Source organism: Melittangium boletus DSM 14713 (genome assembly GCF_002305855.1).
Classification (GTDB): Bacteria; Myxococcota; Myxococcia; order Myxococcales; family Myxococcaceae; genus Cystobacter; species Cystobacter boletus.
In genome coordinates this window covers 9,527,250-9,542,069 of sequence record NZ_CP022163.1, presented here as the reverse complement: position 1 = coordinate 9,542,069, position 14,820 = coordinate 9,527,250, and the positions used below count along the sequence as shown (strand labels likewise).

Below are 14,820 nucleotides of genomic sequence, written 5' to 3'. Positions count from 1 at the left end.
GCGGGGCGCGAGGGCGCCTCACCTCGCGAACCGCCTACGGCGCAGGGGTCTGGCCTCTTGGAGCAAGCGGCGCACCAGTCCCCGGCCGAGCGTGAGCAGGAAGATGCCCGCGAGCACCTGGCCCCCCAGGATGATGCGGTTGACATCCACCGCGGGCAGCCAGCGCACCGTCCCATTCTTGATGACGAAGGCGCCCGCGGGTCGGGCCCGCAGGCCGAAGCCGCTGCCCTGGCCCTTGCTGGCGTTTTCGGCCCCCTTCGCTCCCTCGGTGGCTGGACCCTCGCCGCTGCCGCCGCCTCCTCCTCCGCTCACCCACGCGGCGGGGATGAGCGTCGTTCCCTCCTGTTGGATGGGCTCTCCGAAGATGCGCCGGACGTTGATGGCGTCGCGCGCCCTGTCGATGACCTCGTTGACGTCCATGGTCCTACCCTCCGTGATCGAGCAACGTCCCGGCTGAGGTAGTCACCCACCCGGGAGTCGACACCAGGCGCTCGCTTGGGGGGCGCCTGCTCAGACGGGGGAGATTTCCCGGCGGCGGAAGGGGCGCTCCACCTTCTTGTTCGCGGTGCGCTTGAGGGCGCGCGCGAGCAGCCGCCGCGTGTCCCGGGGATCCACCACATCGTCCACCATGGCCATGGCCGCCGTGCGCTCGATGCGGATGTGCTGGCGCAAGCCGTCCGCCAATTCCTTCTTCATCGCCTCGGCGGCCTCGGGGCTGCCCGCCGCCTGCAACTGCTTGCGCGCCGCGATGGACACCATGCCCTCGGGACCCATGACGCCAATCTCCGCGCCCGGCCAGGCCACGAGCAGGTCCGGCTCGAAGGCCCGCCCGTTCATCACGTAGTAACCCGCGCCGTAGCCCTTGCGCACCACCACGGTGAACTTGGGCACGGTGGCGCTCGCCGCCGCGTACATCATCTTCGCGCCGTGCCGGATGATGCCCTGCTGCTCCACCTTGGAGCCCACCATGAAGCCCGGGACGTCCTGCAGGAACAGCAGCGGCACCTGGAAGGCGTCACACAGGTTGATGAAGCGCGCCGCCTTGTCCGCGGCGTTCACGTCCAGGATGCCGCCCAGGAACATGGAGTTGTTGGCCACCACGCCCACGGGGTAGCCGTCGATGCGCGCCAGCCCCGTGATGAGGTTGCGCGCGAAGCGGGGCTTGAGGGGGAAGAACTTCCGGTCATCCACGAGCGACAGGATGACCTTGTGCATGTCGAACGCCTGGCGGGGGCTCTCCGGCACCACCGTGAGCAGGGCCTCGTCGCGCCGGTCGAACGGGTCCGCCGAGGGCCGGCGCGGAGGCCGCTCCTCGCAATGCGAGGGGAAGAAGGACAGGTACTCGCGGATGGCGGTGAGGCACGCGGTGTCATCTGGATACTCGGCGTCCGCCACGCCCGACTGCTCGTTGTGCACCTTGGAGCCGCCCAGCTCTTCCTCCGTCACCTTCTCGCCGACCACGGACTCCACCAGGTAGGGTCCGCCGATGGCGAGTGAGCTCGTGCCCTTCACCATGGGCAGGAAGTCCGCCAGCGCCGGGATGTAGGCCGTGCCCGCCGCGCCGGGGCCCACCATGGCGGCCACCTGCGGCACCACGCCGCTCATCACCACCTGCTCGCGGAACAGGTAGCCCGTGTCCGCGAAGCCCGCCAGGCGCCGGGGATCGATGTCTCCGCCCGCCTCCAGCCGCGCCCCCGCCGAGTCCACCAGCCAGACCAGGGGAATGCGGTTCTTGAGCGCCAGATCCCTCATGCGCGCCACCTTGCGCTCGCCCACCGTGCCGATGGAGCCGCCGAACACCGTGAAGTCATAGGCGGCCACCGCCACGGGCCGGCCGTCGATCTCCCCCACGCCGGTGATGACGCCGTCCGCGGGCGAGGGCCGGCTCGGATCTTCCTCCTCGGGCAGGTTGCCTTCCGCGCCCGCCAGGAGACCCATTTCCTCGAAGGTGTTCGCGTCGAAGAGCAGCCGCAGGCGCTCGCGGGCCGTCAGCTTGCCCTTGGCGTGCTGGCGCTCGATGCGCTCGGGGCCTCCCAGGCCCTCGTTGCGGCGGCGCTGCTCTTCCAGCCTCTCCACGCGCTCCTTCATCTTCATGTGTTGCCTCCCCACGGCGGGTCGAGCACTCAACTTGGCAGAGCGGCACTCACACCCGGAAGAGGAGAGTAGAGGACGCCGTGCGCCTCGGCCGTCTTGCGGGTTTTTCCGAGAATGCGCACCTGTCCACACGGACCGAGCGAGGACAGGCCGATGAAGCGACGTGACTGGGGCGCGTGGACCCGAGTGGGACTGTTGGGAGCGGGGCTGTCCGTGGGGTGTTGGGAGGCGAGCACGAGAAACGAGCCGCCCGTTGCCGTGCCCGAGCCCAACGGTTCCGGCACACAGCCGCCTCCATCGATGGAGGAGGTGCGCCGTCCCTGGCTGCGCGCATCGTTTCACGGGGGGGTCTCCCCGGAGGGGCTCGCGGTGGGGGATTTCAACGGGGATGGCGTGCCGGATGTCGCCGTCAACGCCGAGGGCCGCAACTTCCAGAGCCCGTATGTGACCCGCAAGGGCCGGTTCCATGTCCTGCTCAATGATGGACGGGGTGGGCTCGTGACGAGAGCCGACGGGGGCCTGCGTCTGGAAAGCTCCTCGGGCCGCGTCGTCGTGGGAGACGTGGACGGCGATGGCCATCTGGATGTCGTGTTGGGGACCCGGTTTGGTGCCCAGGTGTTGCTCGGCCGGGGTGATGGCTCCTTCCTGCCGTCGTCGCAGCCCTCCGTGGGCGAAGGCAGCGTCTCCAGCCTGGGTCTGCGCACGGACGGAGCGGAGGGGGGCTCCGCTCTCTGGTTCGCGACGGGACCCTTTGACTGGGTCCTCCCCGTGGAGGCACCGGATTTTCTCCTGGCGCGCCATTCTGGCTCCGGGCGGTTCGAGTCCATCCCCGTTCCGCTCCCCGGCATGCGCCTGGGGTCGGCGGATGCGCCCGAGGAGCCCCGGGCGGTGGTCGCGGACTTCAACGAGGACGGCCTACTGGATGTGGTCTTCAACCTCGAGCGGGCCCAGGCCGACTGGCGGGCTCACGTGTTCCTGGGAACGCCCTCGGGGAGTCTGGAGCCCTCGGGCTCGTTGCGGCCGTTTCACTCCTTCCACTCCCTGGACACGGCGGACTTCAACCGGGATGGCCATGAAGACGTGATCGCGGCGGACACGGAGCGGCTCTGGGTCTTCCTCGGCGAGGGTGGGGGACGCTTCTTCGAGCCCTTCTCCCTGCGGTTGGACGCCGAGGTCGGGGAGATCGCGGTGGTGGATCTGGACGCGGATGGCTTCGCCGATGTGGTGGCCCTGCATCGCGCGGAGGCGTCGGTGTCCCTGTTGAAGGGGCGAGGGGATGGAGCACTCGTGTCCCTGGGACGGATGGCGGTGGGCCGGGCGCCGAGTGCCGCCGCCACCGCGGATCTGGACGGTGACGGCCGCCCGGAACTGCTGGTGGCCGAGGCGGAGGACAACACCGTCTCCGTGTATGCCGTACCGGAGCAGCCCCTGCTGACGCCCCCCATGCCCATGGCCTGTCCGGTCGTGGCGGCCTCGGGCGAGAGGTCTTCACCGCCGTCCGTGCCGCCCCTCGTGACCGTGGAGACGGGCAGAGCGTCGTTCATGGGGGTGGTGGGGGACTTCGAGGGCCATGGACGTCCAGGGCTCGCGCTCGCGCTACGGGAACGGGGCATCCGGCTGGTGCTGTCCTCCGAGGCGGGCGCGTTCACGTTCCGCGACATCGCGTCGGAGCTGACGGTCGTCAGTCTCACGGCCGGGGATTTCGATGGGGATGGCCGCGCGGATCTCGCCAGTGTGTCCCAAGACCCGAGGCGTGCGGACCGGGTCTACTCCAAGGACCTGTGGTGGAACGACGCGGAGGCGCCCTTCGCCCGGCACCAGGAGCAGGGCAGGAGTCTGTCCTCCGGGGAGGTGCTGGCGGGAGACTTCAACCGGGATGGGCGCGTGGATCTGGTGATGACCACCTCGGGGCGGTACTCGGGGGGCGTGCGGCTCACCAACCGGGGCGGGGGCGAGTTCAAGGTGGACAGCTTGATGGAGCACAACCCCTCCATGGAGGACTACCACAGCACGGTCGATGGGCGTCCACTCGCCGGGGACTTCAATGGGGATGGCACGTTGGACATCCTTCATCAGACGCTCGGGCTCAATCTCAATCCCACGGCTTCGGACGGGAGCACGTTGCCGGGGCTGGGCTTCTGGGATGGGTTGCCCGAGCATGGCTTCCGGGGCGTCGCGGACGTGGATGGCGATGGCCTGGCGGACGTGATCTCCCAGGGGAGGGCACCGGGTCAGTGGACGATGCTGGGCGGTGATGGACATGGGTCGCTGCGCGCGCCCATGACGTGCGAGCTGCCCGTGGGAGCGACCGTGCTCGCCTGGGAGGACCTGGACGGGGATGGGCTCACGGACGTCGTCACCACCTCGGAAGACGGCACCGGACTGTGGGTGGTGCTTCGCGAGGCACGCGACACCTGGGGTTCGCCGAGGCCCTATTCCCCGGGGGGAGACGTGGCGTGGGTGAAGTCCGTGGACCTGCTCGGGGACGCACGGGCCGAGTTCGCCGTGATGCTGCGCTCGGGCAGGCTCCTGGTGTTCCCTCCGTTCACGGACGCGCCTTGAGCAGGCGCGTGAGTTCGCGGTCCAGGGCCGCGGCGAATTGCTGACGGTCCTGCGCGGAGAATCCGCTGGGACCGCCGGTCGTCACGCCACTGTCGCGCAACTCCTGCATGAAGTTCCGCACGGACAGGCGCTCGGAGATGTTCTCCTCGCTGAAGAGCTCGCCGCGCGGATCGATGACGACGACGCCCTTGGGCACGAGCAGGGCCGCGAGGGGAATGTCCTGGGTGACGGCCAGGTCTCCGGCCTGGGCGGACGTGGCGATGTGCTGGTCCGCCACGTCGAGCCCGGCGCCTACCTGCACGGTGGAAACGAGCTCCGAGCGGGGCAGGGTGAGGCGTTTGTTGGCCACGAAGACGACGGGCACGCGCAGACGCTGAGACGCGCGCAGGAGGATGTCCCGTACGGGACCAGGACAGGCATCGGCGTCCACCCAGAGTTTCATGTCGCCGCGCATCCTCTCACGTCTTCACCGCGACAGGCGCCGCACCCAGTCGAAGTAGGTGAGCCGGGGGTCCTCCAGGGGATTTCGGAACAGGGCTCGCACCTCGGTCCGGTCCACGAGCCCCTGATCGAAGCCCTGGTAGAGCGCGTCCCCGAGCAGGTAGCCCAGTGCGTGGCTGACGCCGTGGAAGAGCCGATCCTTGCGCAGGGGCAGCAGCTTCACCGCCTCGTGCGGGACCTCCACCTCGGCGGCCTTGTGCGCGAGCACGAACGCGGCGATCTGCCGTTCCACGCCCCGTGCCTGGGCGAAGCGCAGGGCCCACTCACCGGTGCCCACGCAGCCGCGGCGCGGATTCACCAGCTTGGAGCCGAAGAAGCCCAGCGCCTCCTCCAGGCAGCGCGCGTAGAAGGCGTCCGAGGCGCCGCGGGGCGCGTCCATGGCGTCTCCCACGGCGCAGTGCCGCACGAAGTGCGCCGCCTCCTCGGCCGCGTGGTTGAGCGACAGCGACGCCAGGTAGGCGGTGCGTGCCCGGGGGATGTAGCAGCTCTCGCGCGAGAGGATGTGCCGGCGCAGTTGCGCGAGCTCGCCTTGCGTGAAGCGGCCCCGTTGCTGGATGCGCACCAGCGCGTCCTCGTCCGCGGCCGTCACCACCTCGGCGTCGTCGAGCCACCGGCCCACGGAGACGCCCGCCAGCCGGCCGATGAGGCTCGCGAGCTCCCGGAATCGCTCCGTGGCGCCGCGCTCCCCGAGCGGTGAGTCCCCGGCTTCCGCCTCCAGGTAGTCGAGGAAGCTCTGCTGGCACACCACGGGCGAGGCGTTGAGCAGGCACAGCGCGCCATCGGGCAACTCCACCGCCTGGGCCGCGCCGACCTTCCCCTCGCGGGCGAGCCGCCAGTAGACGCCCTCGGCGTTCTGGTACACCACGAGCGAGCGCGCTCCGGACGCTTCCCCCAGGGCCCGCTCCACCTGGGCGGGCAGGTGGCAGGGCGCCACGTGGTACTGGCCCACGAGCACGAGGACGCGGGGCTGGTCCCCGGCCCGCAGCGCGCGGGCGATGCGCTCCGCCGCGTAGGCGTCCCTCAACTCCAGGGAACGTTCCCCCTGGGCCCGCCGGTCGATGGCCACCACCTGGAGGCGATGACGCTTCGCGTAGGCGAGCAGCGCGCGGGGGCCCGAGCCGGAGCCTTGTCCCGGTCCGAGCCCCAGGCGCGAGAGCAGGACGCGCTCGGCGAGCCGGCCCGCCAGGTAGGCATCCACGGACGCCTGGTGCCGGCCTTCCACGCACTCGAGCGCCAGCACCACCCGGCGTTCCGACTCCCGCACGCCCTCGACGAGGTCCAGGTACGTTTCCTGGGCGAGCGGCAGCGTGTGGTAGTCACCCACATAGACGACGTCCGAGGCGCGCACCTGCTGGGAGACGGCATGCGCGGGCAGCACGCGCCGGTACTCGGAGGTGCGGCGGCGGTAGCGGGCCTCGTAGGCGCGGAAGGCCGCCGTCTGTCCTTCGATGACCCGGGCGATCTGGGCCTTCTGGCGGCGGAACAGGGCGAGGTGGAGGGCGAGCGACGCGCGCATGGGGTCGCACCAGTCGCACGCACCTGGGAGCGCGGCAAAAATTCGGCGCCCCAGGCCCCCTTCCTTGACGCGCGAATCCCCTCGGAGGACCATCGAGTTCCCCGTGAAGTTCGCCCTCTCGCGCCCCCACTCCTTCCTGCTCGCGTGCGTGCTCCTCATGGCACGGCCCGTCCTCGCGCAGGACTCGTCGCTGCTTCACACGCCGCCCGCCCAGGCGCAGGCCAGAGAGGCCTTCGTGGTCGATGGCGTCCTCACCGGCACGCAGCGCATCTCGCGCGTGGTCATCCGCTACCGCGGCTCCGGGGAGCCCTACACGGAGGCGCCCATGGAGTTGCAGTACGGCGACCTCTACCGGGGCACCATCCCGGCGGGGAGCATGGCCCCACCCGGCGTCGAGTACTACATGGAGGGCTTCACGGCCGGGGGAGAGCGGGTGCCGCTGTTCAAGAGCGCCACGCGCCCGGCCCGCGTCAACATCGCGGGGGAGGCGCCCGCGCCCCGGGCTCCCGTGGTGGTCCAGGCCCCCGAGCCGCCGCCTCCTCCTCCTTCCCGGACGAGCCGCCCCTCCAGGGCCGAGCGGCGCGGAGAGCGCAAGCCCGTGGCGGAGCCGGAGCCCGCCCCCCCGCGTGCTCCCGAGCGCAAGCCGGAGCCCGCGCGCGGCTCGGATGACGACGACATGGCGGCCCTGACCGCGGAGCTGCCTCCGGGCGAGGATGTTCCCGCGGAGCGTCCGGCGGCCCCCGTGCGTCGCGCGCCCGAGCCCGTCGCCGCGCCCGCGCCGGATCACTCCCAGATGGAGGAGGATCTGGCGCTCTATACCGCCGAGGACACACTGGCGCTCGCCACCCGGCACGAGCAGTCGGTGAAGAAGGTGCCCGCCATCGCGGCCTCCTTCGGGCGTGAGCAGATCCGCTCGCTCGGGGCGCGCACGGTGGCGGACGTGCTGGACGTGGTGCCCGGCGTCACCATCAGCCGCGACGTGCAGGGCTCCTACCGGACGGCCATTCGCGGCCTGCGCAACGACGCCGAGGTGCTCTTCCTGCTCAACGGCCACCGCCTCAACAGCTTCTTCGATGGCAAGGCGTTGATGAACCTGCCGGTGGAGAACCTGGAGCGCATCGAGGTCATCCGCGGACCGGGCTCGTCGCTGTACGGCGCGGGCGCCTTCCTGGGGGTGGTGAACCTGGTCACCCAGCGCGCCGAGGGGGTGCTCTCGGCCGTCTCCGCGGGAGGTTTCCCCAAGGACGAGGGCGGTCTGTCGCCCACGGTGGACGGTCATGTGTCGGGCGCCTACCACCTCGAGGGGCTGGAGCTCTTCGGTGACGCGGACGTCTGGTACCAGAAGGGTGACTCGATGGCGATCCAGGAGGACGCGCTCAACACGGAGACGCTCGCCCAGAAGCTGCGGGATGCGTTGGATCCCGCGGGCTACACCCAGGACGACCGCTTCCTGGTCAACGTGGGTCTGGGAGGGCGCTACAACCTGTCGAGCAAGCGCCACCTCACCGCGTCCGCGCGGCTGATGTCCGAGAACCGCGCCGCGCTCGTGGGCCTCTTCGACACGATGGGCCCGGACTCCCGCCTCAAGTGGCTGGTGCTCCTGGGCGACATCACCTACGAGCAGGACGTGAACGAGCAGGTGCACCTGCGCGCGCGCCTGTACGGGGACAGGCAGAGCACGGACCGGCTCTTCCAGATCGCCCCGCGAGGCTTCCGCACCGGTTCGGATGACGCCACCCAGCTCTTCGCCGAGGGATTGCTCGAGCAGACGCTCGTGACGGTGAGCACCGTGGGCGCGAGCCTGGACACGGATCTCTCGCTCTTCGAGGGCAATCGCCTGTCGCTGGGCGCCGTGGCGGAGCTGCAGATGCTCAACGGCTACAGCTACGAGACCAACTACACCGCGGACAGCCGGCTCCGCCCCTCCCTGGCAACGCCCGAGGGGCTGGTGGACATCCTGGAGCTGGCGGGGGGCGCGGCCGCGCGGCGCTTGACGTTCGGCGTCTTCGCGCAGGATCAGTGGACGGTGGTGGAGCCGCTCACGCTCACCCTGGGGATTCGCGTGGACGCCACCCAGCTGCCGTCCGTGGACTCCTCCAACGTCATCACCGGCACGCAGCTGGTGCCGAGCATCAATCCCCGGGTGGGACTCGTCTTCTCCGCCACGGACTCGCTCGTGCTCAAGCTGCTGTATGGCCGCGCCTTCCGGCCGCCCACGATGCAGGAGCTGCTCGAGAAGATTCCCAACACCTACTACAACCAGGGCCGCTACGAGGGAAACCCGTCCTTGCAGCCCGCCGTGGTGAACACGCTCGAGGCGGGCGCGGACCTCGTGCGCACGTCGGGCGAGTCTCGCGTGCGGCTGCGCGCCAACGCCTTCTTCGAGAGCTTCAGCTCGCCCATCGCCGCGGTGGACACCTCGGGCAACATCGTCCCCGTGCTCAACCGGGACCTGGGTGTGCGCGTGTACGGCGTGGAAGCCGAGGCCCGGCTCGAGGCCAGCCGGCGCGCCACCGCCTGGGTCAACGCGAGCCTCTTCCGCGCCGAGGACCTGGAGCTGCCCGAGAGCCAGCGCTACCTCACCGACACGCCCCAGGCGCGTTTCAACGCGGGCCTGTCCATGCCCATTGGCGACCTGGTCAACTTCGATCTCGTGGTGCGCACGGGCGCCGAGCGGCGCAACAACACCCGGACCATCCTCGAGCTCATCCGCCGCTACAAGATTCCCGCCTACAGCACCATCACCGCGCAGGTGCGCAGCGAGCCCATCGCGGACCACTTCGAGCTGGCGCTGGTGGTGCAGAACGCCTTCGACTCCGATCAGCGCGACGACGTCCCTCGTCCGGATCGCGTCCCCGGTCTGCTTCCCCGTGACGGCGTCTCCGCCTTCCTGACCCTGAGGGCCCACAACTGATGTCCCGCCTGCTTCGCACCACCATGTTGGCCCTCGCGCTCGCTCCGGGCGTGGGCTGTCTGCAGTACAACGACCAGTGTCAGCCGCTCATCGCGGACCCCGAGAGCATCGTGGGCCACCTGGGCAACGACGTCTATCTCGAGCGCATCTACACCCGGCACGACAACCACTCGCTCGGGCAGTTGAGCGCGGACGCCCTGCTGCACGCCGAGGACAACTCCTCCGCGCCCGCGGAGCTGGCGGTCGTCAACGGAGGGGCCCTGCGCTCGGAGGGCTTGTGCGTGACCCGCGTGTCCATCCCCAAGGGGCCGCTCAAGAATGGCCTCCTGCACGAGGTGATGCTCTTCGAGAACTCGGTGGTGACGGTGGATCTCACCGAGAAGCAGCTCGTGGACATGTTCGAGCACTCGGTGGAGGCGCTGTTCCCGGTGGGTCAGTCCATCATCTCGCCGCCAGGCACCTTCCTGCAGGTGTCCGAGGGGGTGTCGCTGCGCCTGGACTGCTCGCGTCCCCCGGGACAGCGGGTCCAGGCGTTGACGGTGAAGGGACGGACGGTGTCCTTGCCCCCGCGCACGGATCCCTCCGTGCGCTACCGCGTGGCCATGTCCGGCTATCTCGCCCAGGGGGGTGACGGCTATGGCGCCATCTTCAAGGACGCGGCGTCGGACGTGACGCGCAACCCCGTCACGGCGCGCGCGGCCGAGGGCAGGGCCACGGATGTGTCCCTCACCGAGGCCTACATGCGGGCCCACTACGGCACGGAAGACAAGGCCCTGGTGGAACAGGGCCGTATCGTGTTCGAGAAGTGCGCCCGGCCCCCTCGGGCCATCGTTCAGTAGGGCCGGGCGCCCGACGCTCGGAGCTTAAACGCCGTCCGGGCTGTCGGTGCGTGGAGGAGGTGTGGCGCCGAAGACGTCATTGGGCGAGGGCATCTTACGCAGATCCCCTCGGGCCACCTTCCACGCTTGCTGGACGATCCACGAGAGCGAGCGATCCTGCCGCGTCGCCTCGCGCTGGATTTCGTCCAACATGTCTTCGGGGAAGTAGAGACTTTGTTTTCGATGATCGGTTGCGGCCATGGGCTCTTAGGACCTTCCTTCCTCACGCGGGTCCTGCCGCTCGTCTCCCGTGACGTCATTGACGGCGGGAAAAGACTTGATGCGATCACGAGCGATCTTCCAGGCCTGCTGGACGACCCACGAGAGCGAACGGTCCTGGCGGTTGGCTTCCTCCTGGATCTCCTTGAGCATCTCCTCGGGGAAGTAGAGGGACTGCTTGCGCTTGTCGGTGCCTGCCATCCTGGCTCTCCGGAACGGATACGAGGTGACGACCTGAACACACCGGGGCCGTTATCCGACAGACGCTCCGACGGGTCAACGGTTTCCAAGTGCTTCCGCTCCGTATGCGTCGATGCGCTGCCGCATGCGTGAAAAAAACCCGCAAAAGAGAACGCCCCGGGCTCTCCAGTGGAGAACCCGGGGCATTCTGGAAAGAAGGACCGCCAGGATTCAGCCCGGCGGCCCCGTGGGCCCAGAGGGGGAGGGGGGGGACCCCTAGGCCCAACTCCGTCAAAAATTCATCTCTTCAACCGTTCGTGCCGCGAAACCTATTCCCCACCGCCCTTTTTTCCTTGCTCCTCGCGTCCTTCGCGACCCGCAGGGAGATCATAAGAACCGTCTTCCGCCGCTTCAACCGGCCGCATCGGGTGTAACCGGTCTCGCTAGATTCTGATTCCTTCCCATGTTGAATGCCGACCCATGGGCGACGCGAGCCACTTGTTTTCGAACACCCTTCAAGGGGCGTATCAGCAGCTTGGACGGCGAGGGGGCTCGGTGCTGCTGGCGGTGTCGGGGGGGGCGGACTCGTCCGCGCTGCTCGTGGGCACCGCGCGCGTGCGCCAGGCCCTGCGATTGCGCGTGGAGGTGGCCACGCTCGATCATGGCCTGCGCCCCGAGGCCAGACGGGAAGTCGAGGCGGTCGCTCGGTTGTCCGCCCAGTGGGGGCTACCGTGTCATGTCCGCGCCCTGGGCCTGATGCCCGGAGCGGGCATGGAGGCGAGGGCCCGCGAGGCGCGGTACACGGCCCTGGAGGCCTTGCGGCGCGAGCTCGGCCTGGACGTGGTGGCCACGGCGCATACGGCGTCGGATCAGGCGGAGACGTTGCTGATGCGCCTGCTCCGGGGCGCTTCGTTGAGGGGAGCCGTTGGCATCCACCGCGCCCGTCCCTTCCTCATCCGTCCCCTCATCGAGCGCACGCGCGAGGAGGTGGAGGCCTTTCTCGCCGAGCAGGACACCCCCTTCGTGACGGATCCGATGAATGGGGACCCGTCCTTCCTCCGGACGCGGCTGCGCGCGCAGCTCCTGCCGGCCCTCTCCGCCGCCGTGGGTTTTCCCGTCACCCCCCACCTGGCCGCCTTCACGCGGGTGGCCGCCGAGGACGAGGCGCTGCTCTCGAAGCTGGCGGATGGTGCCTGGAGCCGGCTCGTCCTCGCGGACGGGAGCCTGGACGCGGTGGGCGTGCGTGCCCTGGAGCGGCCGCTGCGCCGCCGGGTACTGGCCCGCCTGCTGTCCGAGGCGGACGCGGAAGTGGATGGGCCCTCGCTCGCCCGGGTGATGGACGCGGTGGACTCGGGTGGGACGGTGACCCTGCGGGGGGGCGGTGGGGTCCGGGGAAGCCTCCAGCTTCGCGCCATGGGTGGACGGGTGCGGTGTGTGCGCCGGGGCGAGCGGGCGCCCGAGGCGACGCCTCCCGTGTGGCTGCGGGAAGAGGAGGGTCACGTGCTCCAGGAAGGCACGGGTTGGACCTTCGGCGTGAGGCGGGCCGCACCACCCGTGGGGGTGTTGGGGATGCCGGTCCCGCGGCAGGCACGCTGGCCGCTCCTGGTGCGAACACGCCGGGAGGGGGACCGGGTCAGGGGACCCGCGGGCTCGCGCAAGTTGCAGGATGTGCTGGTGGATAGCCGCGTCCCCAGTGAGCGCCGGGACGCGCTTCCGGTGGTGACCGACGCCGACGGAACCCTGCTGTGGGTGCCAGGAATCTGGAATTCGACGGTCCCGAGTGAGGTAAGACTCTTTCTGTGGGCCATCCCACCGGGCGCGAGCATGCCCGGTGTCCTGCCGTTATAGAGTCCACCATTTCGGGGATGGGGGGGCAGGGGAACCCCCAAAATAGTTGAGGCGTTTTTGCTGTTGCTGATACCGTCAGACAAACGGGCAATACGCCCGGTGTCGTGACAAACGACCGGAAGTGCTGGGTTTTTCCGGCCGTGCCCTCCATCCAGCCGAGCACCGAAAGGGCAGCTGACACGTGCGTTCGACTTACAAGACCATCGGCCTCTGGGTCCTCCTGATCGTCCTCTTCGTCGCCTTCTACAACTTCTTCTCTCAAGGTGGCGATCAGCCGCAGGAACCGACCTTCACCCAATTCCTGGCCAAGGTGGAGGACAAGAAGATCCGCGACGTGTCGGTCAAGGGCAACACGTACACCGGCGTGTACTCCGACACCCAGGAGAAGTTCCGCACCACCGGACCGGCGCCGGACGCCGCCATCCTCGAGCAGTTGCGCAAGAACAACGTGGACGTGAAGTACGAGCGCGAGGAGCAGAACAGCCTCTGGCTCACCATCCTCGGGCAGTGGATGCCCGTCGTCTTCCTGTTCCTCTTCTTCATCTTCTTCATGCGCCAGCTGCAGGGCGGTAGCGGCAAGGCCATGACGTTCGGCAAGTCCAAGGCGCGGCTGCTCAACGAGAGCCACAACAAGATCACCTTCGCCGACGTGGCCGGCGCGGACGAGTGCAAGGAGGAGCTCGAGGAGATCGTCGCGTTCCTCAAGGATCCCAAGAAGTTCACCAAGCTCGGTGGCCGCATCCCCAAGGGCGTGCTGATGATGGGCCCTCCGGGCACGGGCAAGACGCTGCTCGCGCGCGCCGTGGCCGGTGAGGCGGGGGTTCCCTTCTTCTCCATCTCCGGCTCGGACTTCGTGGAGATGTTCGTGGGCGTGGGCGCCAGCCGCGTGCGCGACCTGTTCGAGCAGGGCAAGAAGAACGCCCCCTGCATCATCTTCATCGACGAGATCGACGCCGTGGGCCGTCACCGTGGCGCGGGCCTCGGCGGTGGGCACGACGAGCGCGAGCAGACGCTCAACCAGCTGCTGGTGGAGATGGACGGCTTCGAGTCCAACGAGGGCGTCATCCTCATCGCCGCCACCAACCGCCCGGACGTGCTGGATCCCGCGCTGCAGCGCCCCGGCCGCTTCGACCGGCGCATCGTGGTGCCGCGTCCCGACCTCAAGGGCCGCCTGGGCGTGCTCAAGGTGCACACCCGCCGCGTGCCGCTCGCTCCCGAGGTGGACCTGGAGGTCATCGCCCGAGGCACGCCCGGCATGACCGGCGCGGACCTGGAGAACCTGGTCAACGAGTCGGCGCTCATGGCCGCCCGTCAGAACAAGGAGCGCGTGGACCTCAGTGACTTCGAGGCCGCCAAGGACAAGGTCTTCATGGGCCCCGAGCGCAAGTCCATGATCATGACCGAGAAGGAGAAGCGGAACACGGCCGTGCACGAGGCCGGTCACGCCATCATCGCCAAGCTGCTGCCCGGCTGCGACCCGCTCCACAAGGTCACCATCATCCCGCGCGGCCAGGCCCTGGGTCTCACCTGGAGCCTGCCCACCGAGGACAAGGTCAACGGCTACAAGAAGCAGATCCTCGATCAGATCGCCATGGCCATGGGCGGCCGTATCGCCGAGGAGCTCATGTTCAACGAGATGAGCTCGGGCGCTTCCAACGACATCGAGCGCGCCACGGAGACGGCGCGCGCCATGGTGTGCCGCTGGGGCATGAGCGAGAAGATGGGCCCCCTGGCCTTCGGCAAGAGCGATGGCGAGGTGTTCCTCGGCCGCGACATCAACTCGTCCAAGGATTACTCCGAGGACACGGCGCGGCAGATCGACGCCGAGGTGCGCGACATCGTCATGAGCTGCTACGCCAAGGGCAAGGCGGTGCTCACCGAGAACCTCGAGGGTCTCAAGCGCGTGACGGACGCCCTGGTGGAGTACGAGACGCTCGACGCCGAGGACGTGAACATCCTCCTGCAGGGTGGACAGCTCACCCGCGAGCGGCCGCCTCCTCGCGTCGTGGCCCCTCCTTCCAAGTCCACCGAGAAGAAGGACAAGCGGAAGATCCTCGATGCGCTCGAGGGCATCCCCAACATGGAGCCGAACAAGGCCTAGGCCTCGG

General features: G+C 69.2%; 11 protein-coding genes. 5 read left to right on the top strand and 6 right to left on the bottom strand.

Going from position 1 to position 14,820, the window contains the following annotated elements; translation table 11 throughout:
- Positions 1 to 18 precede the first annotated feature (18 nt).
- Positions 19 to 420 (bottom strand): GerW family sporulation protein, encoded by a 402-nt coding sequence (locus MEBOL_RS39350; RefSeq protein WP_095982225.1) that lies wholly within the window; start codon positions 418 to 420, stop codon positions 19 to 21.
- 90 nt (positions 421 to 510) lie between these two features.
- Positions 511 to 2,094, bottom strand: a complete 1,584-nt coding sequence (locus MEBOL_RS39345; protein ID WP_095982224.1) for an acyl-CoA carboxylase subunit beta — start codon at positions 2,092 to 2,094, stop codon at positions 511 to 513.
- A 153-nt stretch (positions 2,095 to 2,247) separates the two neighbouring features.
- Here MEBOL_RS39345 and MEBOL_RS39340 point away from each other — a divergent pair, with 153 nt between their 5' ends.
- Positions 2,248 to 4,656: an FG-GAP repeat domain-containing protein gene (locus MEBOL_RS39340; RefSeq protein ID WP_170115681.1), complete on the top strand. Its 2,409-nt coding sequence runs from the start codon at positions 2,248 to 2,250 to the stop codon at positions 4,654 to 4,656.
- Here MEBOL_RS39340 and MEBOL_RS39335 read toward each other — a convergent pair.
- The gene (locus MEBOL_RS39335; RefSeq protein WP_095983285.1) at positions 4,640 to 5,098 is read right to left on the bottom strand and encodes a YaiI/YqxD family protein; all 459 of its coding nucleotides are present in this window, start codon (positions 5,096 to 5,098) and stop codon (positions 4,640 to 4,642) included. The two genes, MEBOL_RS39340 and MEBOL_RS39335, sit on opposite strands and share 17 nt — an antisense overlap.
- Before the next feature lie 24 nt (positions 5,099 to 5,122).
- Entirely contained in the window at positions 5,123 to 6,673 is a 1,551-nt protein-coding gene (locus MEBOL_RS39330; protein WP_095982222.1) for a ChaN family lipoprotein, read from the bottom strand.
- A 103-nt stretch (positions 6,674 to 6,776) separates the two neighbouring features.
- Here MEBOL_RS39330 and MEBOL_RS39325 point away from each other — a divergent pair, with 103 nt between their 5' ends.
- Together MEBOL_RS39325 and MEBOL_RS39320 are read left to right on the top strand one after the other, a co-directional pair.
- Positions 6,777 to 9,587 carry a TonB-dependent receptor plug domain-containing protein gene (locus MEBOL_RS39325; RefSeq protein ID WP_095982221.1) on the top strand — a complete coding sequence of 937 codons (2,811 nt, stop codon included), beginning with the start codon at positions 6,777 to 6,779 and terminating at the stop codon, positions 9,585 to 9,587.
- Positions 9,587 to 10,426: a 5'-nucleotidase C-terminal domain-containing protein gene (locus MEBOL_RS39320; RefSeq protein ID WP_095982220.1), complete on the top strand. Its 840-nt coding sequence runs from the start codon at positions 9,587 to 9,589 to the stop codon at positions 10,424 to 10,426. Before MEBOL_RS39325 ends, MEBOL_RS39320 begins: the two co-directional genes overlap by 1 nt.
- 24 nt (positions 10,427 to 10,450) lie before the next feature.
- On the opposite strand, the gene MEBOL_RS39315 is transcribed toward MEBOL_RS39320, so the two are convergent.
- Positions 10,451 to 10,666, bottom strand: a complete 216-nt coding sequence (locus tag MEBOL_RS39315; RefSeq protein WP_095982219.1) for a TIGR04563 family protein — start codon at positions 10,664 to 10,666, stop codon at positions 10,451 to 10,453.
- Between the two features lie 6 nt (positions 10,667 to 10,672).
- On the bottom strand, positions 10,673 to 10,885 hold the full coding sequence (locus MEBOL_RS39310; RefSeq protein WP_002628981.1) for a TIGR04563 family protein: 213 nt from the start codon (positions 10,883 to 10,885) through the stop codon (positions 10,673 to 10,675).
- A gap of 459 nt (positions 10,886 to 11,344) precedes the next feature.
- Between MEBOL_RS39310 and tilS the strand changes: the two genes are divergently transcribed.
- Together tilS and ftsH are read left to right on the top strand one after the other, a co-directional pair.
- The gene (tilS, locus tag MEBOL_RS39305; RefSeq protein ID WP_095982218.1) at positions 11,345 to 12,712 is read left to right on the top strand and encodes a tRNA lysidine(34) synthetase TilS; all 1,368 of its coding nucleotides are present in this window, start codon (positions 11,345 to 11,347) and stop codon (positions 12,710 to 12,712) included.
- A gap of 181 nt (positions 12,713 to 12,893) precedes the next feature.
- The gene (gene ftsH, locus MEBOL_RS39300) at positions 12,894 to 14,813 is read left to right on the top strand and encodes an ATP-dependent zinc metalloprotease FtsH (RefSeq protein WP_095982217.1); all 1,920 of its coding nucleotides are present in this window, start codon (positions 12,894 to 12,896) and stop codon (positions 14,811 to 14,813) included.
- Positions 14,814 to 14,820 lie beyond the last annotated feature (7 nt).

What these genes read in the sequence shown, in the direction of transcription:
- MEBOL_RS39350 (WP_095982225.1), bottom strand. Translation starts at nt 420, where the DNA reads ATGGACGTCAACGAGGTCATCGACAGGGCGCGCGACGCCATCAACGTC.
- MEBOL_RS39345 (WP_095982224.1), bottom strand. Translation starts at nt 2,094, where the DNA reads ATGAAGATGAAGGAGCGCGTGGAGAGGCTGGAAGAGCAGCGCCGCCGC.
- MEBOL_RS39340 (WP_170115681.1), top strand. Translation starts at nt 2,248, where the DNA reads ATGAAGCGACGTGACTGGGGCGCGTGGACCCGAGTGGGACTGTTGGGA.
- MEBOL_RS39335 (WP_095983285.1), bottom strand. Translation starts at nt 5,098, where the DNA reads ATGAAACTCTGGGTGGACGCCGATGCCTGTCCTGGTCCCGTACGGGAC.
- MEBOL_RS39330 (WP_095982222.1), bottom strand. Translation starts at nt 6,673, where the DNA reads ATGCGCGCGTCGCTCGCCCTCCACCTCGCCCTGTTCCGCCGCCAGAAG.
- MEBOL_RS39320 (WP_095982220.1), top strand. Translation starts at nt 9,587, where the DNA reads ATGTCCCGCCTGCTTCGCACCACCATGTTGGCCCTCGCGCTCGCTCCG.
- MEBOL_RS39315 (WP_095982219.1), bottom strand. Translation starts at nt 10,666, where the DNA reads ATGGCCGCAACCGATCATCGAAAACAAAGTCTCTACTTCCCCGAAGAC.
- MEBOL_RS39310 (WP_002628981.1), bottom strand. Translation starts at nt 10,885, where the DNA reads ATGGCAGGCACCGACAAGCGCAAGCAGTCCCTCTACTTCCCCGAGGAG.
- tilS (WP_095982218.1), top strand. Translation starts at nt 11,345, where the DNA reads ATGGGCGACGCGAGCCACTTGTTTTCGAACACCCTTCAAGGGGCGTAT.